General features: G+C 59.3%; 19 protein-coding genes. 10 read left to right on the top strand and 9 right to left on the bottom strand.

Annotated features, from left to right (window positions below; all coding sequences use genetic code 11):
* The first annotated feature begins 28 nt into the window (after nt 1–28).
* Both ACR0DS_RS14690 and rarD read left to right on the top strand, forming a co-directional pair.
* Nucleotides 29–2482, top strand: coding sequence for a GcvT family protein (locus ACR0DS_RS14690; protein WP_480560042.1), 2454 nt, complete (start codon nt 29–31; stop codon nt 2480–2482).
* Between the two features lie 259 nt (nt 2483–2741).
* On the top strand, nt 2742–3647 hold the full coding sequence (gene rarD, locus ACR0DS_RS14695) for an EamA family transporter RarD (RefSeq protein ID WP_480560044.1): 906 nt from the start codon (nt 2742–2744) through the stop codon (nt 3645–3647).
* Here rarD and ACR0DS_RS14700 read toward each other — a convergent pair.
* Both ACR0DS_RS14700 and ACR0DS_RS14705 read right to left on the bottom strand, forming a co-directional pair.
* The gene (locus tag ACR0DS_RS14700; RefSeq protein WP_480560046.1) at nt 3638–4351 is read right to left on the bottom strand and encodes an SGNH/GDSL hydrolase family protein; all 714 of its coding nucleotides are present in this window, start codon (nt 4349–4351) and stop codon (nt 3638–3640) included. The two genes, rarD and ACR0DS_RS14700, sit on opposite strands and share 10 nt — an antisense overlap.
* A gap of 4 nt (nt 4352–4355) precedes the next feature.
* Nucleotides 4356–4766 carry a nuclear transport factor 2 family protein gene (locus ACR0DS_RS14705; protein ID WP_480560048.1) on the bottom strand — a complete coding sequence of 137 codons (411 nt, stop codon included), beginning with the start codon at nt 4764–4766 and terminating at the stop codon, nt 4356–4358.
* Nucleotides 4767–4858: 92 nt separating this feature from the next.
* On the opposite strand from ACR0DS_RS14705, the gene ACR0DS_RS14710 reads away from it, so the two are divergent.
* Nucleotides 4859–5506, top strand: coding sequence for an RluA family pseudouridine synthase (locus ACR0DS_RS14710; RefSeq protein WP_480560050.1), 648 nt, complete (start codon nt 4859–4861; stop codon nt 5504–5506).
* A 2-nt stretch (nt 5507–5508) separates the two neighbouring features.
* Here the strand turns inward: ACR0DS_RS14710 and ACR0DS_RS14715 are convergent, their stop codons facing one another.
* Nucleotides 5509–5700, bottom strand: coding sequence for a hypothetical protein (locus tag ACR0DS_RS14715; RefSeq protein ID WP_209598325.1), 192 nt, complete (start codon nt 5698–5700; stop codon nt 5509–5511).
* A gap of 104 nt (nt 5701–5804) precedes the next feature.
* On the opposite strand from ACR0DS_RS14715, the gene ACR0DS_RS14720 reads away from it, so the two are divergent.
* The 4 genes from ACR0DS_RS14720 to ACR0DS_RS14735 all read left to right on the top strand — a co-directional run bounded on the left by ACR0DS_RS14720 (nt 5805) and on the right by ACR0DS_RS14735 (nt 8766).
* Nucleotides 5805–6497: a helix-turn-helix transcriptional regulator gene (locus ACR0DS_RS14720; protein ID WP_209598324.1), complete on the top strand. Its 693-nt coding sequence runs from the start codon at nt 5805–5807 to the stop codon at nt 6495–6497.
* Between the two features lie 125 nt (nt 6498–6622).
* A complete protein-coding gene (locus tag ACR0DS_RS14725) occupies nt 6623–7294 on the top strand; it encodes a YiaD family glycine zipper/OmpA-like lipoprotein (protein ID WP_480560067.1) in 672 nt (223 codons plus the stop codon).
* A 122-nt stretch (nt 7295–7416) separates the two neighbouring features.
* On the top strand, nt 7417–7959 hold the full coding sequence (locus ACR0DS_RS14730) for an NADPH-dependent FMN reductase (protein WP_480488644.1): 543 nt from the start codon (nt 7417–7419) through the stop codon (nt 7957–7959).
* A gap of 15 nt (nt 7960–7974) precedes the next feature.
* Complete coding sequence (locus tag ACR0DS_RS14735; protein WP_480560053.1) at nt 7975–8766, top strand: HTD2 family dehydratase; 792 nt, start codon at nt 7975–7977, stop codon at nt 8764–8766.
* On the opposite strand, the gene ACR0DS_RS14740 is transcribed toward ACR0DS_RS14735, so the two are convergent.
* Nucleotides 8758–9792: an NAD(P)/FAD-dependent oxidoreductase gene (locus ACR0DS_RS14740; protein ID WP_480484084.1), complete on the bottom strand. Its 1035-nt coding sequence runs from the start codon at nt 9790–9792 to the stop codon at nt 8758–8760. The two genes, ACR0DS_RS14735 and ACR0DS_RS14740, sit on opposite strands and share 9 nt — an antisense overlap.
* 55 nt (nt 9793–9847) lie before the next feature.
* Here ACR0DS_RS14740 and mnmC2 point away from each other — a divergent pair, with 55 nt between their 5' ends.
* Complete coding sequence (mnmC2, locus tag ACR0DS_RS14745) at nt 9848–10513, top strand: tRNA (5-methylaminomethyl-2-thiouridine)(34)-methyltransferase MnmC2 (protein ID WP_480560055.1); 666 nt, start codon at nt 9848–9850, stop codon at nt 10511–10513.
* Nucleotides 10510–11379 (top strand): DMT family transporter, encoded by an 870-nt coding sequence (locus tag ACR0DS_RS14750; RefSeq protein WP_480484082.1) that lies wholly within the window; start codon nt 10510–10512, stop codon nt 11377–11379. Before mnmC2 ends, ACR0DS_RS14750 begins: the two co-directional genes overlap by 4 nt.
* Here ACR0DS_RS14750 and ACR0DS_RS14755 read toward each other — a convergent pair.
* Nucleotides 11353–13326, bottom strand: a complete 1974-nt coding sequence (locus tag ACR0DS_RS14755) for a lytic transglycosylase domain-containing protein (RefSeq protein ID WP_480560057.1) — start codon at nt 13324–13326, stop codon at nt 11353–11355. The genes ACR0DS_RS14750 and ACR0DS_RS14755 overlap by 27 nt on opposite strands.
* A 133-nt stretch (nt 13327–13459) precedes the next feature.
* On the opposite strand from ACR0DS_RS14755, the gene dapA reads away from it, so the two are divergent.
* On the top strand, nt 13460–14332 hold the full coding sequence (dapA, locus tag ACR0DS_RS14760; RefSeq protein ID WP_480546637.1) for a 4-hydroxy-tetrahydrodipicolinate synthase: 873 nt from the start codon (nt 13460–13462) through the stop codon (nt 14330–14332).
* A gap of 133 nt (nt 14333–14465) precedes the next feature.
* Here the strand turns inward: dapA and ACR0DS_RS14765 are convergent, their stop codons facing one another.
* The 4 genes from ACR0DS_RS14765 to pta all read right to left on the bottom strand — a co-directional run.
* Nucleotides 14466–15338: a dimethyl sulfoxide reductase anchor subunit family protein gene (locus ACR0DS_RS14765; RefSeq protein WP_480484080.1), complete on the bottom strand. Its 873-nt coding sequence runs from the start codon at nt 15336–15338 to the stop codon at nt 14466–14468.
* Complete coding sequence (locus tag ACR0DS_RS14770; RefSeq protein WP_267363598.1) at nt 15338–16087, bottom strand: 4Fe-4S dicluster domain-containing protein; 750 nt, start codon at nt 16085–16087, stop codon at nt 15338–15340. Before ACR0DS_RS14770 ends, ACR0DS_RS14765 begins: the two co-directional genes overlap by 1 nt.
* A gap of 109 nt (nt 16088–16196) precedes the next feature.
* Entirely contained in the window at nt 16197–19016 is a 2820-nt protein-coding gene (locus tag ACR0DS_RS14775) for a molybdopterin oxidoreductase family protein (RefSeq protein WP_480560059.1), read from the bottom strand.
* 90 nt (nt 19017–19106) lie between these two features.
* Nucleotides 19107–20099, bottom strand: a 993-nt coding sequence (gene pta / locus ACR0DS_RS14780) for a phosphate acetyltransferase (protein WP_480616776.1), incomplete at its 5' end; no start/stop codon positions are given.

Below are 20099 nucleotides of genomic sequence, written 5' to 3' on the forward strand. Positions count from 1 at the left end.
CCAAACCTGACACAGCGGAGATTTCAGGATGGTTGATCTTCCCAGCAAGGCCCGAGTGGTCATCATCGGTGGCGGCGTCATCGGATGTTCGGTCGCCTATCATCTGACCAAGAAGGGCTGGACCGATGTTGTTCTGCTAGAACGCAAGCAACTGACCAGCGGCACCACCTGGCACGCGGCGGGCCTGATCGGGCAACTGCGCGCGTCTTCCAACATGACCAAACTGGCGCGCTATTCCGCAGAGCTCTATCTGGGCCTTGAGGAAGAGACCGGTGTCGCCACCGGCCTGCGTCAGGTCGGGTCCGTTTCGGTCGCCCTGACCAGTGAGCGGTTGGAGGAGCTTCACCGAAATGCGGCAATGGCCCGCGCCTTTGGCGTGCCGGTCGAAGAGCTTTCTCCGACCGAAGTCAAAGAGCGATATGAGCATATCAACCTCGACGGCGTGGCAGGTGGCGTTTGGTTGCCAACCGATGGCCAGGCGGATCCTGCTAATATTGCCTTGGCGTTGGCCAAGGGTGCGCGCCAACGCGGTGGGGTGATCAAGGAACGGGTGAAGGTGACCGGGATTTCCCGGCACGGACGGCGCGCGACCGGTGTCGACTGGGTCAGTGATGACGGGCAATCCCAAGGGCATATCGCCTGTGATATGGTTGTCAATTGCGCGGGAATGTGGGGGCGCGAGGTAGGCAAGATGGCCGGCGTGAATGTGCCGCTGCACGCCTGCGAACATTTCTATATCGTCTCTGAACCCATTGAAGGGTTGAGCCAAATGCCGGTTCTGCGGGTGCCAGATGAATGCGCCTACTACAAGGAAGACGCGGGCAAAATGATGTTGGGCGCATTCGAGCCCAATGCCAAACCCTGGGCCATGAACGGTATTCCCGACAACTTCGAGTTCGACCAACTGCCCGAGGATTTCGATCACTTCGAACCGATCCTCGAAGCGGCGTGCAACCGGATGCCAATGCTGTCCGAGGCGGGTATTCACACCTTCTTCAACGGCCCCGAATCCTTTACTCCCGACGACGCCTATCACCTGGGTCTGGCGCCCGAGATGGACAATTTTTGGGTCGCGGCCGGGTTCAACTCGATCGGTATCCAGTCCGCCGGTGGCGCGGGCATGTCGCTGGCCGAGTGGATGGATACCGGTGAAAAGCCCTTTGATCTGGGCGACGTGGATATCGGTCGGATGCAGCCGTTTCAGGGTAATAAGAAGTACCTATTTGAACGCTCAAAAGAAACGTTGGGATTGCTCTACGCCGACCACTACCCCTATCGCCAGAAAGCCACTGCACGCGGTGTGCGCCGAACCCCGTTCCACCATCACCTGAAAGAACAGGGCGCCGTTTTTGGTGAAATCGCTGGTTGGGAACGGGCCAATTGGTACGCGAATGAAGGGCAGGAGCGCGAATACCAGTACAGCTGGAAGCGCCAGAACTGGTTCGAGAATTCCGCTGCCGAGCACCGAGCCGTGCGCGAGAATGTGGGCATGTATGACATGTCTTCCTTCGGCAAGATTCGTGTGGAAGGCCCTGATGCCGAAAAGTTCATGAACTATATTGGCGGGGGTGACTACTCGGTCCCTGTCGGCAAGATCGTCTATACGCAGTTTTTGAACCGCACGGGCGGGATCGAAGCGGATGTCACCGCAACCCGCCTGACCGAAACCGCCTATCTGGTCGTAACCCCCGCAGCCACGCGCTTGGCGGATCAGACATGGATGATGCGCCATGTCGGGGATTTCAACGTGGTCATTACAGATGTCACAGCGGGTGAAGGCGTTCTCGCTGTCATGGGGCCAAACGCCCGGGCTCTGCTGGAAAAGGTCTCGCCCAACGATTTCACAAACGCGACCAACCCCTTTGGTACTGCCCAGCAGATCGAGATCGGAATGGGCCTGGCCCGTGCACATCGCGTGACCTATGTGGGTGAGCTTGGGTGGGAAATCTATGTTTCCTCAGACATGGCGGGCCACGTCTTTGAGACCCTGCATGAGGCTGGTCAGGACATGGGGCTGAAGCTGTGTGGTATGCACATGATGGACAGCTGCCGGATCGAAAAGGGTTTCCGGCACTTCGGCCACGATATCACCTGTGAGGATCACGTGGTTGATGCTGGTCTTGGCTTTGCCGTCAAGGTGGACAAGGGTTGTGATTTTATCGGGCGTGAGGCGGTGATTGCACGAAAAGAAAGCGGCCCCAAAAGCCGTCTGGTACAGTTCCGTCTGACCGACCCTGAACCGTTGTTGTTCCACAACGAGCCGATCGTGCGTGATGGCGAATATGTCGGCTACCTGAGTTCCGGCAACTACGGTCACAGCCTCGGCGGTGCCATCGGAATGGGCTATGTACCGTGCGAAGGTGAAAAGGCCGCAGACGTTCTGGGTTCAACCTATGAGATCGATGTTTGCGGCGTGAAGGTCAAAGCCGAAGCATCGCTTAAACCGATGTATGACCCGAAATCCGAACGGGTGAAGGTCTGACAGACAGGGCTGGGGGCTCTGCCCCCGCCGCCCGTGCCGGGCGACTCCCCCGGGATATTTTGGGCCAGATGAAGTGCGGATCCCTTGCTTCACCTGGCTCTAAATATCCTGGAGCGCGAGGCAGAGCCTCGCATTTTGGCGGCAACAGCTGCGGTCAGCTAACTTATCACAAATCGTTATGTGACAGTTCACTGTTTTCAGAGTTTTCAATCCGTTCAGTTCTGCCGTAAACGAAACCGGTATCAACCGGAGAACCTTCGTGACAGACACGCCTTTACCACCTCAGAATGCGGACACGCCCAAAGGTCTGGCTTTAGCTGTCACGGCGTATGTCCTGTGGGGATTTCTGCCGCTTTATATGAAGGCGATGGATCACATTGGACCGGTTGAGGTGGTGGCGCATCGGGTTATCTGGTCTGTTCCGATTGCAGGTTTGCTTCTGGTCGCGCTGGGGCGCACCCGGGATTTGAAGGCGGCACTTGGCAATCCCCGGATGCTGGCCATGGCGGCTTTGACGGCGGCGCTGATTTCCGTGAACTGGGCGATCTATGTTTGGGCGATCTCGACGGGGCACGCGCTGGACGCGGCGTTGGGGTATTACATCAATCCGCTGTTCAGTATCGCGTTAGGCGCGATTTTGCTGCGTGAGCCCCTGACGCGGACCCAATTGTTTGCGGTGGGGCTTGCCGCGCTGGGCGTTCTTGTGCTTGTGCTTGAGGCTGGGCGACTTCCCTGGGCGGCGCTGGGTTTGATGGTCAGTTGGGGTTTCTATGCATTCTTTAAGAGATCCCTTCCAATTGGTCCCAACCAGGGTTTTCTGCTTGAGGTCCTGATCCTTTTGATCCCGGCCCTGGCCTATGTCACCTGGCTGGGTGTGCAAGGCGCAGGTCATTTTGGCGTAGCGATGTCTGATACCCTGCTGTTGTCCTGCGCCGGTATCGTCACGGCGGTGCCATTGCTGGTCTATGCGAACGGAGCCAAGCTGGTGCGCCTGTCGACCATGGGCATCCTGCAATACATTGCGCCGACTATGATTTTCACTACAGCCATCACTCTGTTTGGTGAGAAGATCGACACCGGACGCATGATCGCATTCCCCCTGATCTGGGTGGCTTTGGTCATTTACTCGATCCCATTGATCCGGCAGGCGCGGGCTCAGGCCTGAAGCAACAGGCGTGATGCAGCATCTGCCCACAGCGCATAGGCCCGGGGGCTTGGGTGATAGCCGTCCGGTGCCGCCAGGGCCGGGTCGTCGGGCAGATCAAGCTTCAGGTGCTCCACATGGGAATGGACGGACACAACCTGTTGCAACGCATTATCCAGCCGTGCAGCCTGACGGCCAAGCACCCAGGCCAATGGATGTGGCAGGGCCGGAAACCTGTTCATTTGCGGAACGCCGGTGATGATTATACGCCGCGCGCCCAGTTCGTTTGACAGGATGTTGATAAGCTGCGCCTGGCGATCCGCAAATGTGCGGCAAGAGACGGCGCGGGTGACGTCATTCACCCCCAAAGCCGTGACCACCGCATCGAATTCGCCCTTTATGCCCCTCAGGTGGTCGATCGTATCCAGCGTCGTGTACCCTGTGGTGGCCGCAAGTTGCCACTCGACCGTGTGATGTCTGGCCAGCCGGTCCACAAGCTGCCCCGACAAGGCCTGCGCCTGAGTTCCCGCGCCCACTCCGGCCGCCGAGCTATCGCCGGTGATCAGCAGACGCAGGCGGGGGCCACGCCCTGATCGGCCCTCTCGCGGGCCAGTGGGCTCCGGCAAAAGCCGGGCGTTACGGCGCACCAAAATGGCTTGCGTGGCCAGAACGGGCAACAAGGGCACACGTAGAACCTGGTCGGGTGCTATCAGGGTGCGCATCATCAGGTCACGTCAGGGCGTTTTTGAATTCCAGAAAACGAGCGTCATTCATCACGCGCGCCATCATCGCCTCGCGCAAAGCGCCGACTGTTTTGTAAGGGCGCATGGCGACTTCGAAGATTTTGATCAAACCGTCCTCGTTCAGCGTAATGAGGTCAACGCCAATGCCGTCCAGATCTCCAATCTTGCATTGAAACTCCAGCGCCCAATCGTTGCCAGCGCCCATAATCCGGCGATACCGGAAGTCGGAAAAGACCTGCCCGACATGGCCAAGAACGGCAGCCACAGGTGCGCGCCCGGTCCAGGTGCTGAAATAGGTTGGTGGCAGGAACTGCACATCTTCGGCCAGCAGATCGTGGATCAGCGCCTCATCGCCCTTGGCGACAACCTCTTGCAGTCGTTCAATTGTCGGGTGCATGTCCTGTCCTCCTGCGCAGAAGTTCACCGAACATGGCCGGGCGCGCAAGGACGACGTTGCGGGAAGGTGCGCGCTGAGATAGGCAGGCCCGCATGAGCGAAACCTATGCCCCCCCGCAAACCGCGCTGGACGTGCTGCACGAAGATGCGCAGCTGATTGTGGTGAACAAACCGCCGGGTCTGCTTTCCGTGCCGGGGCGGGGTGAGCATCTGGCTGATTGCCTTCTGACACGCGTGCAGGCGGCTTTCCCTCAGGCGCTGCTTGTGCATCGACTGGACCGGGACACATCAGGTGTCATGGTATTTGCCCAAACGCCCCATGCACAACGGCATCTGAGTATGCAGTTCGAGAAGCGGCAGACCCGGAAAACCTATATTGCCCGTGTCTGGGGGCGGATGGAGCCAAAGACCGGCACCGTTGACCTGCCGTTGATCGTGGACTGGCCCAACCGACCCAGACAAATGGTGTGTCATGATACGGGTAAACCTGCGGTCACCGATTGGCGCGTTGCGAAACATGAGGGTGAAACCTCTCGCCTACGTTTGTTTCCCAAAACCGGGCGGTCTCATCAGTTGCGCGTTCATATGCAGGCATTGGGTCACCCGATTCTGGGCGATCCGTTCTATGCAACGGGTGCGGCAAGGGAATTTCCCAGATTGATGCTGCATTCCGAAGAACTGCGCCTGAAGCATCCCGAGGGCGGGCACTCGATGAAGTTTCGCGCCCAGCCCGATTTCTGACCTCAGACAATTCCGGCCCACAACATCTTCAGGTTGCCCAGCGAAATACGTCTTGTTCGTTTCGTCGAAACCGGCTGGCGGCAATGGCGCTCCTGCGCGAGCTCACGTTCAATCTCGAAGGCACGCAGTGTGTGATCCTGTGACCATTGGCCAAGTTTCAATGTCATCATTATGTGGTTGTCGAGGTGCGGCATTTCTTGGCTCCTTGTGTGATATCCACCCATTGTCGCCCTTCACTGCTGACAGCATGGTGTCAGTGGGGTGTGCTAGGGTGTCAGCAGAGTGTCAGGAGAATGCGATGCGCCGTTCGACCCGTTTGTTCGAAATCATCCAGATTCTGCGGGCCGCAAGTGCGCCGGTCACGGCAGAAGCACTGGCCACCCGGCTGGAGGTGTCCATCCGTACTGTCTATCGTGACATTGCCGAATTGCAGGCCCAGCGAACACCCATCGAAGGTGAGGCCGGTGTCGGTTACATGATGCGGCGCGGTTACGATTTGCCGCCGCTGAATTTCGACGCGGAAGAGGTTGAAGCCCTGTGGGTTGGCCTTTCTCTTCTGGCGCGCACCGGCGACAGCCACCTGCAGCGGGCCGCCAGTCGGATCTGTCAGAAGATCGATGCTCTGCATAGCCCGACCGATTGGTTGCAGGTTTCACCCTGGGGGGCTCCGGCGGATGATCCCGACAAGGGGTGTGTTTCTGTTTCGCATTATCGCGAAGCTATTCGGGCAGAACGGAAAATCCGTATCACCTATATAGACGGCGAAGGCGAACAAACCATCCGCGTGGTGCGCCCGCTGGCGCTGATCTATCATGTCGAATGCACGTTGCTGGCAGGGTGGTGCGAGATGCGAAACGGCTTTCGCCATTTCAGAACCGATCGCATCTGGTCCAGTGAATACACTGACGAAGGATTTCTGGGGCAGGGTAAATCTTTGCGCGATCTCTGGCAGGAGCAACAGCACGCGGGCACCTTTGCGGAACCGGTATGAGCGGCCTTTGGCGGGTATTCGCCTATTTCACCGCATTGTTGCTTGAGCCTGTGAGCAAGCGCAGTGATATACTGGGTGAAATGGATCAAGCCCGAAGAACGGGTACCGGAGCAGAAGGTGATATCATGACGATTTCAAAGTTTTTCCTGGCGACAGGCTTGTGTTCAATCATGGCCGTGATGGCCTGTACCGATCCGGGCACCCTGACCGTGCAGAACGACCCCAATAAAAATACCAAGCAGGGTGCGGTTCTGGGGGGGCTTATCGGTGCGGGTGTCGGCGCGATCGCCAATAATTCGAACCCGGGTCTTGGGGCGCTGGCCGGTGCGGCCATTGGTGCCGCAGGTGGCGGTCTGATCGGCAACCAGTTGGACAAGCAGGCTGCGGAATTGCGCCAACAACTGGCGAATGACGGGATTACAATCGTCAATGCGGGTGACCGGCTGATCGTGACTGTTCCGAATGACATTACGTTTGACACGGACAGCTCGACCGTGCGTCCGGCGCTGCGGGCGGATCTGGTGAAAGTGGGCCAGAACCTTGTCAACTATCCCAACTCGAACGTGCAGATTATCGGTCATACCGACAGCGATGGTGACGCGTCTTATAATCAGGGTTTGTCCGAGCGTCGCGCAAACGCGGTCGCGGATATCCTGCAAGCCAATGGTGTCAGCTACAGCCGTATCAGAACCTACGGTCAGGGTGAAAACAACCCGGTCGCGTCCAACCTGACGCCGCAAGGAAAAGCGCAAAACCGTCGAGTTGAGATTGTTGTGGTCCCCAGCGGAAACGCGTGATCCTGAAACGCAGGCCCGTTCGGGCCCGGCCCCTGTTGCGCAATGACTGTGCGTCAATGGGGGTTTGGTCAGGGCCAATCTCGGTCTAACTATTGGGAAACACTGAAACGGAGTTGTCCCTGATGTCTCAACCGACCCTGCTTGGCCTGTCCGGCTCCCTGCGCAAGGGCGCGACGAACCGCAAACTGCTGCGCGAAGCGGCCCGGTTGTTCGACCCTGTCAGCTATACCGAAGCAGACCTGAACCTGCCGCTTTATGATGGCGATCTGGAGGATGCCGAAGGGATACCGGCACCTGTTCAGATGCTGGCCGACCAGATCGGGCAGGCGGATGCGGTGATCATCTCGACGCCCGAGTACAACAAAGGGCCTTCGGGAGTTCTGAAAAACGCACTGGACTGGGTCAGCCGGACGAAAGGCAATCCATGGGCGAGCAAGCCGGTTGCTGTAATGTCGGCTGCGGGTGGCCGCGCGGGTGGGGAAAGGGCACAGATGATCCTGCGCGCCTGCATGGTGCCCTTTCAGCCCCGCATCTTGCAGGGTCCGGAAATCCACCTCGCCGACAGTTCGAATGAGTTCGACGATCAGGGAAGGTTGTTGTCCGAGCGATATGAAAACTCGCTGCACATGCTGATGCAGAAACTCAGGGCCGAGGCCGGTTTCTGAGCTTGGACTGCCCATATGTTGGAACAGCGTCAAAGCGATATCCTTGACCCGGCCCGTGCAGCGTCGTTTCAGGTTGCGTTGGGCTCTGAGCCAACAATTGCCAAAGGCTCAGCTCTGCCGCCATTCTTCCATCAGCTCTATTTCTGGGCGCCGCAACCGCCTGCCGAGCTGGGGCGGGATGGGCATCCCAAGGTGGGTGGCCTGATCCCGGATATGGGATTGCCCCGCAGAATGTGGGCCGGTGGGCAATTGGAATTTCATGCACCGCTGATCGCGGGTGTCCCTGCTGACAGGACATCGGTTCTTGAAAACCAAAGCGCAAAAGCGGGGCGGTCCGGCCCGTTGGGTTTTGTCACGTTGCGGCACGAGATACGGCAAGGCGGCCAACTTTGTCTGACAGAATGGCAGGATCTTGTTTATCGTGAAGACCCCGCACCGGGTGTGATGGCTCCGGCGCCGCCCCAATCGCGCACGGATGAAACGGATATCCGCGCGGTCGAGTTTAATTCCACCCTGCTGTTTCGCTATTCGGCGCTGACCTTCAACGGCCATCGCATTCACTACGATCTGGACTATGCGCGTGATGTGGAAGGATATGCAGGGCTGGTTGTGCACGGGCCACTTCTGGCGCAGCTTCTGATGCTGTTTGCAGTTGATCTTGGCGGACCACTCAAGTCGTTTTCTTTCCGTGCGACCTCACCGTTGATGCATTTCGAGACTGCCCAGCTGTGCCGGAACGGTCAGGACATGTGGGTGCGCGGCCCGGACGGGCGGCAATGCATGAAGGCTGTGGCCCTATTACAGTGAGACTTCGGGGCGGAAGTCATCGGGGATCGAATCCCGGTCCTCCAGCATCAGATCGGCCATAACCTCGGCAACTTTCGGAGCCATGCCAAAGCCGATCTTGAAGCCGCCATTGGCGATGAACTGGCCCTGGTGCAATGGATGCAGGCCCAACATCGGGGCGCGGCTTTTGCTGCGGGGACGCACCCCGGCCCAACGTTCGATCACCTCGGCCCCGTGCAAAAGCGGCAGCGCGCGCGTGGCGCGGTCTATGACATCGTCCAAAGCACTGTCTGTGCTGGTCGGGTCGTCATAATCCCGTTCAGACGTTGATCCGATTGCAAGCGTTCCGTCCGCATGTGGCACGATATGGACCGCATCTGCGAATAGCTGTGGCATCTCTCCTGCATCAAAGCGCAACAGGGCGGCCTGGCCTTTGACACCGTTTCCGACGGTTTTTCCGTAGGCGTCGTTCAGTTCCAGTAATCCTGCTAGGCCCGTGGCGTGGACAACCTGTCCTTTATCATCAGCGTTACTGACAACGTGAACGCCCATCACCTCAAGGGCTGCAACCAGAGCGGCGCAGGCCCGCCGGGGATGCATGCGCGCTGTCAGTGTATCGCGGATGACAAAGCCGGTGGGGCTGGGCGGGCACCACGATCCGGCCTGCGATGTGCTGATCACCCGCCACTCTGCCAGCCCCTGCCAAAGTTGATCGGCTGAACCTTCGCGTTGCCGGGCCAGATCAAGGCTGCGGGTGTCAGGAATGGGTTGAAGACGGCCCAGACGGCCATAGCCGGGGGAAACGCCGCCGGTACCCTCGACCTGCTGCCAAAAGGGTTCGGCCATGATCAGGCTGTCGAATTGAAAAGCTTTCTTGGCATTCCAGTTTTCGGGCACATGCGGGGCCAAGGCCCCCACCAGACCGCCACTGGACCCGGAGCCCGGCCCAAAAGGGTCGACAACCTGTACCTTCGCGCCCCGCCGGGCGCAGGTCCAGGCGATGGACAGGCCGAAAATTCCTGCCCCGCGAACCGTCACATCGACCATTGCCAATTCCCTTTTCCTTGTTCAGTGTCGCGCCGCTTAGCTACAGGATTCCCCGATGGCAGACCAGCATGCCGAATTGACGTGGACCGAGGATCATATACCGGTCTCGCACCGTTTCGACGATCCCTATTACTCGTTGCAGAACGGGCTGGAAGAGACGCGCCATGTGTTTCTGGCAGGCAATGATCTGCCAGAACGCTTTGCGCCGGGGTTTCATATTGCCGAGTTGGGCTTTGGCACCGGTCTGAACCTGCTGACGGTTTGGTCTGAATGGGAGAAATCCGGCCAAACAGGCCCGCTTCGGTTCACCAGTTTCGAAGCCTTTCCCATGGCCAAGGATGATATGCGTCGCGCGCTTGAGGCCTTCCCCGAGTTACACCCGTGGAGCAACCGGTTTCTGGCCCATTGGACAGGTCACGCGTGCAATCTTGAAACCCTTCAATGCGACGTGATCATCGGCGATGCGCGCAACAGCCTGCCGCAATGGGCAGGCATGGCCAACGCCTGGTTCCTAGACGGGTTCTCTCCTGCCAAGAACCCTGAATTGTGGGGGGCAGAGCTGATGCAGCAAGTGGCGGCGCACACCGCCACCGATGGCACGGCAGCCACATATTCGGCCGCCGGGTTTGTTCGACGCGGGCTTCAGGATGCCGGTTTCACCGTCACCCGTACATCCGGCTATGGCCGCAAGCGGCACATGACGCGGGCGCTCAAGGCATGACGCAGAAAAACAATGCAGGTGCGGGTATCGCGCTGATGGTGGGCGCGACGATTGTCTTTGCCTTGCAGGACGGTATCTCACGCCATTTGGCCGGAACCTATAACACCTACATGGTGGTGATGATCCGCTATTGGTTCTTTGCGGCCTTTGTCATTGCACTGGCGGCGCGATCTTCCGGCGGGTTAAGGGCGGCCATGCAGACGAACCAGATGGGGCTTCAAATCCTGCGGGGCCTGCTGCTGGCCACCGAGATCTGCGTCGCCGTGTTCGGTTTCACAGTGCTCGGTCTGATCGACAGTATGGCCGTTTTCATAAGCTATCCCCTGCTTGTCGCCGCGCTGAGCGGGCCGGTTCTGGGTGAAAAGGTTGGATGGCGGCGCTGGGTTGCGATCGGTGTCGGTTGCATTGGTGTTCTGATCATTCTGCAGCCGGGCGTTGGTGTTTTTGATCCTTGGGCCGTCATACCGCTGATCTCGGCGTTTCTGTTTGCGATTTACGGCCTGCTGACACGCTATGTCGCACGTCAGGACAGCACGGCCACCAGCTTTTTCTGGACCGGCGTTGTTGGTGCCATCGCCATGACCCTTTTTGGAATGTGGTTCTGGGAGCCAATGGCCCGCAGCGACTGGCTGTGGATGGCGTTGCTGTGCGTCAGCGGGGCAACGGGGCACTGGCTGCTGATCAAATGTTATGAGATGGCCGAAGCCAGCGCCGTCCAACCCTTCGCCTATTTCCACCTTGTCTGGAGCGCGATTCTGGGGATTTCGATCTTTGGTGAAAAACTGCGCCCCGAAGTTGTCACGGGCGCAGCGATTGTTGTGGCCGCAGGTCTGTTTACCTTATGGCGCGAACGCCGCCAGCGATGATCCGATCAGTTCCTGCGAAAACGGAACCGGCAGGGCGGGCTGCCCCAGACGGGCGCGGTAGACCGGCAGGCTTTCGGTCACGCGCATCACATAATTGCGCGTCTCATTGAACGGAATGGTCTCAATCCAGTCTACGATATCCACCTCACCGGTGCGCGGATCACCATAGCGTTCCATCCACGAGATCGGGCGCTTTGGACCGGCATTGTATCCGGCCGCCATCATGACGACATTCCCGTTGAACTCGGTCGCAAGGCCCGAAAGATAGTTGGCGCCAAGCTTGGCATTGTATTGCCAGTCCGACGTCAACCGACCGGTCTGATGGCCGCTGAGTATCCCCAGTTCTCCGGCCACCAGCTTGGCTGTTGCTGGCATCACTTGCATCAGGCCGCGCGCCCCCGCGCCGCTGACGACAACCGGATCAAATTCGCTTTCGCGCCGCGCGATGGCCAGCGTCATTTCCTTGGCCATTGGCAGACGCATGTCGGCCACCGGATGAACCGGGTAATAGGCCGCGGGCAAAACGGTGCCCGTGGTCGCTGCCCTCTTGGCGATCATGACGGCCAGATGCGGCTGTTTCAGCTCAATCGCAAGGTCGCCCAACTGGTTGGCCTGCACAGGGTCAAGACCTTCGACAAGATGCGTCAGGAACCTCTCGGACAAGTTGTCTTCCCCGGCCTTCAGCAACAGCAGCCCGGCTTCCAGAACGCTGGAATCGGCGAACTCAGCCTGACGCCAGTGCGGCGCGCGACGCGGATTGGCCAGTTCCTTGTCAAATGGCCGTCCGATCCGTTCCGCCGCCAGCAGACCATAAAAAGAGGTCTGATGATCCGCGCCCATCGCATAGGCCTCATAGGCTTTGTCTGCTTCCCCAAGCTCGGCGTAAGCTCGCCCCAGCCAATAGCCGCCGCGCCCTTTCGAGATCGGCGATTGCACGGCATTCGAAAAATTCTGGAAGTGCCGCACGGCTGTGGCAGGGTCATTCAGTTTGCGCAGGGCCAGAAACCCGGCCAGCCACTCGAGATCCGCATAGGAATATCCCATTTCAGGGGTCATATGGTGCTTGGCCGCCACGTCATAAGCGCGCGCCGCTCGCCCCGATCGCATCTCGAGCCGGGCCAGACGGCGGCGTCCCTCGGCCCATTTGTCAGGCTCGCCCAGAGCCTCCGGTCCGGTTGACCGTGCCAGCATCAGGTCGACGGCGCTGTCATCCAGTTCTTTCTTGTCTCGCCAGACAAAACGGTCGAATGCCAGCCCCGGCGCATCTGCCAGCGACTTCGGTACCGCCGCCACCTTGCCGTCTACGCCTGGCTGGCGTTTCTGCAACGCGATCCGTGCTTCGGCCAGCTTGCGCTCATCCGTGCTGACCAGGGGCAGCATCTGTTCTGCGCTGACCAAATGGCCATCCCACAGCATCCGGTCCAGCCGCGCGGCATGGTGCGGCTTCAGCAGTCTGGCAAAGTTCTCCAGATAGTCCTTTTGCAACCCCGACCCCATCGGCATGGTGCGCCAGGCTGTCACGATATCGGCCTCCGCCTCGCCAATGCGCCCTTTGGCCTTAAGGGCCACCGCATAGTTCAGCGCGCCTTCAGCAGTCTGAGGGGGCAAGCCAGCGTAAAACTTCAGAACCCTGTCCGGATCGGCCCCGGTAAAGATTGGCTCACTCTTGCGGCGCAGCCAGTCCAGCCCGGGCCAGTCCGGGCGGCGTTCGAGAAACACCAGCACATCGCCCGAGCTGCCAAATCCCTCACGTAACCAGTGCCAGACGATGACATCGCGCGAGACCGAGCCACGCTGGCCCGATACGCGCAGCGCCGCATTCCAGTCGCCCTTGCGCATTTCATACAGCCCAGCGCGCAAATCACCGGCCGCATCCGCGCGTGCGGCTTGCGGTGTCGTCACTGCGTATAGAATCACTCCAGTCAACAGTGCCAGAAAGCGTGTCATCCCTTGCATTTCCCAACCAACCGAGGATAGAGCCTGTGAGGATAAACCCTGCGCCGCCGGGATCAACTCACAAAGCTGGAAACGTGAGTGACCAAGGCGCAAAAACCGCAATATGCACCTTAAGGAGCGTGTCATGTTCAAAGGCTCGATGCCAGCCCTCGTCACTCCGTTCAACAACGGCGAGTTGGACCTGAAGACGCTTAAACATCTGGTCGAATGGCAGATCTCCGAAGGCTCGACCGGGCTGGTGCCTGTTGGAACCACCGGCGAAAGCCCGACGCTCAGCCACGACGAACACGAAACGGTCATCGCAGAAGTGGTCAAAACGGCTGCTGGCCGTGTTCCGGTTATTGCCGGTGCCGGGTCGAACAACACGGTCGAAGCCGTCCGGTTCGTTCAGTTCGCCGAAAAAGTTGGTGCCGATGCGGCGCTGGTTGTCACGCCTTACTACAACAAACCGACTCAACGCGGCCTGATCGCGCATTTCCAAGCCCTGCACGAGGCTGCGGATATTCCGATCATCATCTACAACATTCCCGGGCGATCGGTCATCGACATGACCCCGGCCACCATGGGCGAACTGGCCCGGTTGCCGCGTATTGTCGGTGTCAAGGATGCGACGGGCGATCTGGCGCGCGTCAGCCAGCAGCGCGCGATCTGTGGCAAGGACTTCTGCCAGCTATCCGGTGAAGACGCCACTGCACTGGGTTTTAACGCCCATGGCGGTGTCGGATGCATTTCAGTCACCGCAAACGTGGCTCCCAGGCTATGCGCCGAATTCCAGCAGGCCACATTGTCGGGCGATTATGCAAAGGCACTGGAATACCAGGACAAGCTGATGCCGCTGCACGAAGCGATCTTTATAGAACCCGGGTTGGTCGGCGCCAAATACGCGCTCAGCAAACTGGGCCTTTGCAGCACCGAAGTCCGCTCACCTCTGACTGAGCTGGAAGACAACACAAAAGCCGCGATTGATGCGGCAATGGCACACGCGGGCCTCATCTAACCCGGCCTTCAGAAACCGGAAAAGGCGGCCTCGACTACCGAGTGCCGCCTTTTTGGTTTTCAGGATCCAAACTTCATCTGGCCAAAAATGTCCCGGGGGAGCTGCGGCTTGCCGCGGCGGGGGCAGAGCCCCCTCAGCGTTTGCCGTAATAAAGCCCTACGACATGTTCAGCCTGCGCAAAGAACAACCAGCGCGAGGTCGCGATGCCTGCCAGATGCGATGCCACTGCCAGCAGGGCCAGGAAATGGTTGAATGGCAGGACCAGAAACAGAACCGGCAGGACAAAGGCCAATACAAACGAGATCACCCTTAGCTTATCGGCATGTTTGCGCCCGACCACATGAACAAACTCACGCAGCAGATAGTTGGTACCGGTATGCGGTGGCTCGAACGCTCTGACGGTACCCCGGTTACCCAAACCTGTGGCTGTGCCCAGATTCGTTCCGGATGCTTCCAGCGCTTTGTCGCCTTTCTTCCAATACAGGATTTGAACCAACGCGGCGATCAGCAGAAGCGGAATGGCAACCCGTGTCTGGCCAGCCAGCAACGCACCACCTGCCAGGCTGAAGCTCAGGAACATGGCGGGGGTCAGGTTCATATTCCAGCGCGGGATGGTCTTGAGTTGCGTGTAGATCATCGAAGTCGTGAACACGGTCGCCAGTGACATCAACGCTCCGATCCAACCCAGCAGGCTCCATTGCCGATCCAGAAACACCACGCCAATCGCGTAAAGCCCCATGACGACCAGGGCGAGCACGGCACACCAGCCCTCACGGCTGAGCCAGCTCGTTTTCCATTGAGTAAAAGCCTTCCAGGCCCGTTCCGGGTGGCCGAGATGGAAGGTCGAGGCCATCAGCCCTCCGACGGCCAGACCGTAAGCAATGGCGAAGAACACAAAGGCCACCCAACCCGAGACAGCCGGAAGGCCAAGACCAAGAAAGAAGAGCAGGCCGAAGCCCAGACCGGACAGGGTGGTAAAGAGGATGACGGAGGGTGCAGGATGCATCAGAGTTTCTCCAACGTCTTGTCGAGCCAGCCGAGGAAGCCCTTGGGCTCTTCAGCGACAGGTGCCAACAGGGGGGCCAGGATGTCGATCTGATCTTCCACCGTGTCTTTCGGGCGCGGCGGCAGATATTTATTGACGGGTTTGGTGCCCATTTCGGGCATCAGGTCCATTCCGCCGCGGTCCGCAACAAGCTTGCTGACGTCGCTGTCCGGATCGCCCAGATCGCCAAAGTGCCGCGCGCCCGCCGGACAGGTTCGGACACAGGAGGGAATCCGGTCCACCTCGGGCAGGTTCTCATTATAGATCCGGTCGACGCAGAGTGTGCATTTCTTCATCACCCCCTCGGCCTTGTCCAGTTCACGCGCGCCATAGGGGCAGGACCAGGCACACAGGCCGCACCCGATACAGTCGCTTTCATTAACCAGCACGATGCCATCTTCGACCCGCTTGTAGCTGGCCCCGGTCGGGCACACGGTAACACAGGGCGCATCTTCGCAATGCAGGCAGGATTTAGGGAAATGGATCAGTTGCGCGTGCCCTTCCGCCGGTTGCACCTCGTAGGAATGCACGCGGTTCAGGAAAGTGCCCGACGGGTTGGCACCATAGGCGTCCTGATCGGACAGTGGCGCGCCATAATTTTCCGTGTTCCAGCCCTTGCAGGAAATCACGCAGGCATGGCATCCAACGCAGGTGTCCAGGTCGATCACCAGACCCATCTTGCGCTCGGTGGAGTTCGGTAGCTGGGTCATGTCAGGATACCTGTGCTGTTGAGGACGGGTGAGGGGGCCAGCCCCCTCTTGAGCCTGCGGCTCAATTCACCCCCGGGATACTTGTGGCCAGATGAAGTGCGGATCCGGGTCATTTGCCCACCTTCCACGCCAAATTCGCAGGGCCCGTTCCTACCGGTGATTTGATTGGGTCAAAATGAGGCTGGCTTTGGGCATCGGCGGGCGCGTCGGCCTTTTCGATTTTCACCTTCAGGTCAAACCATGCGGCCTGACCAGTAATGGGGTCGGAATTGGCCCAACGTAGCCCGTCGCCTTTTGGCGGCAGCAATTCGTGGATCAGGTGGTTGAGCAGGAAGCCCTTGGTGGCCTCGGGCGCGTCCTCTTGCAGGGCCCAGGCGCCTTTGCGTTTGCCGATGGCGTTCCATGTCCAGACGGTGTTGTCGTTCAGCGCGGCCATTTCCATCACAGGGACCGTAATCTCACCATGAGGGGATGTGATTTTGGCCCAATCTCCGTCGTTCAGGCCGTGCTTGCGCATCAGCCTGGTCGGAACATAAAGCGGATTTCGCCCGTGCAACTGCCGCAGCCAGGCGTTTTGCGTGCCCCAGCTGTGATACATCGCCATCGGGCGCTGGGTCAGCGCGTTGACTGTGAAGCCGTCGTTGCCGTGCTGATCGGTTTCGTACCAGATCGGAAGCGGGTCCATCGTGTCTTTGATCCGCTGGCGCAGATGATCAGGCGGCTGTCGGTCGCCATGGCCTTCGGCTGCCAGCTGAAACTTGCGCATCGGTTCGGAGTAGAGTTGGAATAGGTATGGCTGCGGGCTGTCATAGAGCCCCATGCCCACGGCCCATTCCTGATAGGCTGCATTCCACGGTTTGTAGTAATCCGCGCCTTGCGGGATATGCGCCACGTAGAAGCCACCGTTTTCGATATAGCGGTTCAACTGATCCGGGTTGACCTCTCCGCGCCCTTCCTTGTCGGCGTTTTCACCGCGGAATCCGGCCAGCGGGCCAATACCCGGCTTGCGTTCGTGATTGACGATGTAGTCGGCGTAATCGACCCATTTTGCGCTGCCGTCTTCATGGGTGAAACCCGGAAGTTTCATTCGGTTAGCGAGATCGATCAATACTGACTGAAATCCGCGCACGTCGCGGTCCGGTTCGATCACAGGCCAGCGGATTGCGTCAGCGGCCGCATCCGCCTCGCAAATCGGGCGATCCAGCAGCGAGATACAGTCGTGGCGTTCGAGGTAGGTCGTGTCCGGCAGGATGAGGTCCGCGTAAGCCACCATCTCGGAAGAATAGGCGTCCGAATAGATGATGCGCGGGATTACGTAATCGCCGTTTTCATCTTTGTCCGTCAGCATCTCGATGACACCCTTGGTGTTCATGGTCGAGTTCCACGACATGTTGGCCATGTACATGAACAGCGTATCGATCTTGTACGGGTCGCCCGCATGTGCGTTCGAGATCACCATATGCATCAGCCCGTGACTGGACATCGGGTTTTCCCAGGTGAACGCCTTGTCGATCCGCGCGGGGCTGCCATCTTCCTTCAGTGCAAGGTGTTCCGGGCCGCGGACAAACCCCAGATGCGGGCCATCCAGCGGAGAATTGGGCGTCACCTTGCAATGCGGTGTCGGGTGCGCCTCGACCGGTTTGGGGTAGGGGGGCTTGAAGCGGAAGCCGCCGGGAACCTCGACCGTGCCAAGGATGATCTGCAGCACATGCAGCGCGCGGCAGGTCTGGAAACCATTGGCATGAGCCGAAACGCCGCGCATCGAGTGCATCGCGACAGGGCGGCCAATCATCTTGGTGTGTTTCTCGCCCCGGAAATCGGTCCATTCGTGATCGAGCTCAAACGCCTCGTCAAAGGCGACACGCGCCAGTTCCGCTGCAATCGCGCGAATGCGATTGGCGGGGATACCGCATTTTTCGGCAACAGCTTCGGGCGCGTGCTCCTCGGACAGGTATTTTTCCGCCATCAAGTGAAATACAGGGCGATGAACGACACCGTCGTTTTCGTAGACCGCTGACAAATTCGGGCGAACGCCAGGCGTATCGAAGGCCGTCAGCTTGCCTGTATTCCGGTCGATGACCAGAGGCTTTCCGTCATCGTCGCGCAGGAACAGGCCGTTTCCGGCGCCTTCTGACGCGTCCACCAAAACCGGGGCATTGGTGTAGCGGCTGAGATAGTCGAGATCGATCTTTCCGGCTTTCATCAGCACATGGATCAACGACAGGATGAACAGCCCGTCGGTTCCCGGTGTGATGCCGACCCAATCATCGGCGACGGCATTGTATCCGCTGCGGATGGGGTTGACGCCGATAACGCGCGCACCGCGCGCCTTGATCTTGCCAATACCCATTTTGATCGGGTTGGAGTCGTGGTCTTCGGCCACGCCAAACAGCATGAACAGCTTGGTGTGATCCCAATCAGGCTGGCCGAATTCCCAGAATGCGCCACCCATCGTATAGATGCCGCCCGCAGCCATGTTGACCGAACAGAAGCCACCATGCGCCGCATAGTTGCAGGTTCCGAAATTTTGCGCCCAGAAGCTGGTGAAGCTCTGGCTTTGGTCCCGGCCGGTGAAAAAGGCAAGCTTTTCCGGGTTGTCTTTGCGGATTGGCTCCAGCCAGCTGACCGCCAGTTTCAGCGCTTCGTCCCAGCTGATCTCTTCAAATTCACCCGAGCCACGCGGGCCGACCCGTTTCAGTGGCTTGCGCAGGCGCGAGGGGGCGTTGACCTGCATGATACCGGCAGACCCCTTGGCACACAGGACACCCTTGTTCACCGGGTGGTCGCGATTGCCTTCGATATAGGCAACCTTGCCGTCTTTCATGTGGACGTTGATGCCGCATCGACAAGCGCACATGTAGCAGGTGGTCCTGCGGATTTCGTCCGAGACTTTCGGTGACGTATCAAGGATCGGCTGCTGATGGGTCATTTGCGGGTCCAGTTGGTTATTTCGGGAGGATATTGTCAGTTTCCTCGGTATTTTAGAACATCGTTCCGGGGGCGGTGCGTAAATTAAGTGTTACAGTCCATTTGCCTGTAGCGCGGTCACGGCGATCATCTGGGTCACATCCTCGGCGCTGCATCCGCGGGACAGGTCGTTGGCGGGTTTGGCCAGTCCCTGCAAAACCGGACCGATAGCGGTGTAGCCCCCCAACCTTTGGGTGATCTTGTAGCCGATATTACCAGCATCAAGGTTGGGAAAGATCATCACGTTGGCCTGCCCGGCGACTGACGATCCCGGCGATTTTCGCTCGCCAACCGAAGGTACAAAGGCGGCGTCAAATTGCAATTCACCGTCGACATTCAGGTCCGGCGCGGCTTGGCGCAGCGCCTCAGTGGCCTCGATCACTTTGTCCACGTCGGGATGCTTGGCGCTGCCCTTGGTGGAAAAGCTGAGCATCGCGATTTTTGGATCGACCTGCAGCAGCGTCCGGGCCGATGCGGCGGATGCGATGGCGATCTTGCTCAGCTCGCTCGCGGTCGGATTGATGACCAGCCCGCAATCGGAATACAGCATCGCCCGCGCCCCGGGCTGAGCGTTTTCCGGCGGGTACATCAGGAAGAAAGACGACACCATTCCTGCATCGGGGGCCATGCCAATCACCTGGATCGCCGCACGGACGATTTCGCCGGTCGTGTGAACGGCCCCTCCTACGGTGCCGGTGGCACGTCCGCTGCGCACCAGCATGGCGGCATAGACGGGGGGTGTTTCAACGGCGGCACGGGCCTTGGCCCGATCGACGCCTTTATGCCGGCGCAGTTCGAAAAAGGCCTCGGCAAACTCTTCGGTCAGGTCCGAAGTCTTGGGGTCATGGATATCAACGCCCCGAGAGGCAGCAGCCCCCTGATCTTTCAGGGCTGCTTCGACCTCGGCGTACGGGCCAACCAGAATGATATCGGCCAGATTGGCCCTCTGCGCGTTGATGGCCCCTTTTGTGATGCGGGGGTCGTTGCCTTCGCTGAGGGCGATTATGGGACGGGTGGCCGGAGCGTTTTGCCGCAACAGCTCGAC

This window comes from Ruegeria sp. AF5 (genome assembly GCF_056541905.1).

Coding starts and splice junctions, on each gene's coding strand:
- ACR0DS_RS14755 (WP_480560057.1), bottom strand. CDS start 13,326: ATGACACGCTTTCTGGCACTGTTGACTGGAGTGATTCTATACGCAGTG.
- dapA (WP_480546637.1), top strand. CDS start 13,460: ATGTTCAAAGGCTCGATGCCAGCCCTCGTCACTCCGTTCAACAACGGC.
- ACR0DS_RS14730 (WP_480488644.1), top strand. CDS start 7,417: ATGTCTCAACCGACCCTGCTTGGCCTGTCCGGCTCCCTGCGCAAGGGC.
- mnmC2 (WP_480560055.1), top strand. CDS start 9,848: ATGGCAGACCAGCATGCCGAATTGACGTGGACCGAGGATCATATACCG.
- ACR0DS_RS14750 (WP_480484082.1), top strand. CDS start 10,510: ATGACGCAGAAAAACAATGCAGGTGCGGGTATCGCGCTGATGGTGGGC.
- ACR0DS_RS14705 (WP_480560048.1), bottom strand. CDS start 4,766: ATGCACCCGACAATTGAACGACTGCAAGAGGTTGTCGCCAAGGGCGAT.
- ACR0DS_RS14775 (WP_480560059.1), bottom strand. CDS start 19,016: ATGACCCATCAGCAGCCGATCCTTGATACGTCACCGAAAGTCTCGGAC.
- ACR0DS_RS14765 (WP_480484080.1), bottom strand. CDS start 15,338: ATGCATCCTGCACCCTCCGTCATCCTCTTTACCACCCTGTCCGGTCTG.
- ACR0DS_RS14710 (WP_480560050.1), top strand. CDS start 4,859: ATGAGCGAAACCTATGCCCCCCCGCAAACCGCGCTGGACGTGCTGCAC.
- ACR0DS_RS14690 (WP_480560042.1), top strand. CDS start 29: ATGGTTGATCTTCCCAGCAAGGCCCGAGTGGTCATCATCGGTGGCGGC.
- ACR0DS_RS14735 (WP_480560053.1), top strand. CDS start 7,975: ATGTTGGAACAGCGTCAAAGCGATATCCTTGACCCGGCCCGTGCAGCG.
- ACR0DS_RS14740 (WP_480484084.1), bottom strand. CDS start 9,792: ATGGTCGATGTGACGGTTCGCGGGGCAGGAATTTTCGGCCTGTCCATC.
- ACR0DS_RS14770 (WP_267363598.1), bottom strand. CDS start 16,087: ATGACCCAGCTACCGAACTCCACCGAGCGCAAGATGGGTCTGGTGATC.
- ACR0DS_RS14725 (WP_480560067.1), top strand. CDS start 6,623: ATGACGATTTCAAAGTTTTTCCTGGCGACAGGCTTGTGTTCAATCATG.
- ACR0DS_RS14720 (WP_209598324.1), top strand. CDS start 5,805: ATGCGCCGTTCGACCCGTTTGTTCGAAATCATCCAGATTCTGCGGGCC.
- ACR0DS_RS14700 (WP_480560046.1), bottom strand. CDS start 4,351: ATGATGCGCACCCTGATAGCACCCGACCAGGTTCTACGTGTGCCCTTG.
- ACR0DS_RS14715 (WP_209598325.1), bottom strand. CDS start 5,700: ATGCCGCACCTCGACAACCACATAATGATGACATTGAAACTTGGCCAA.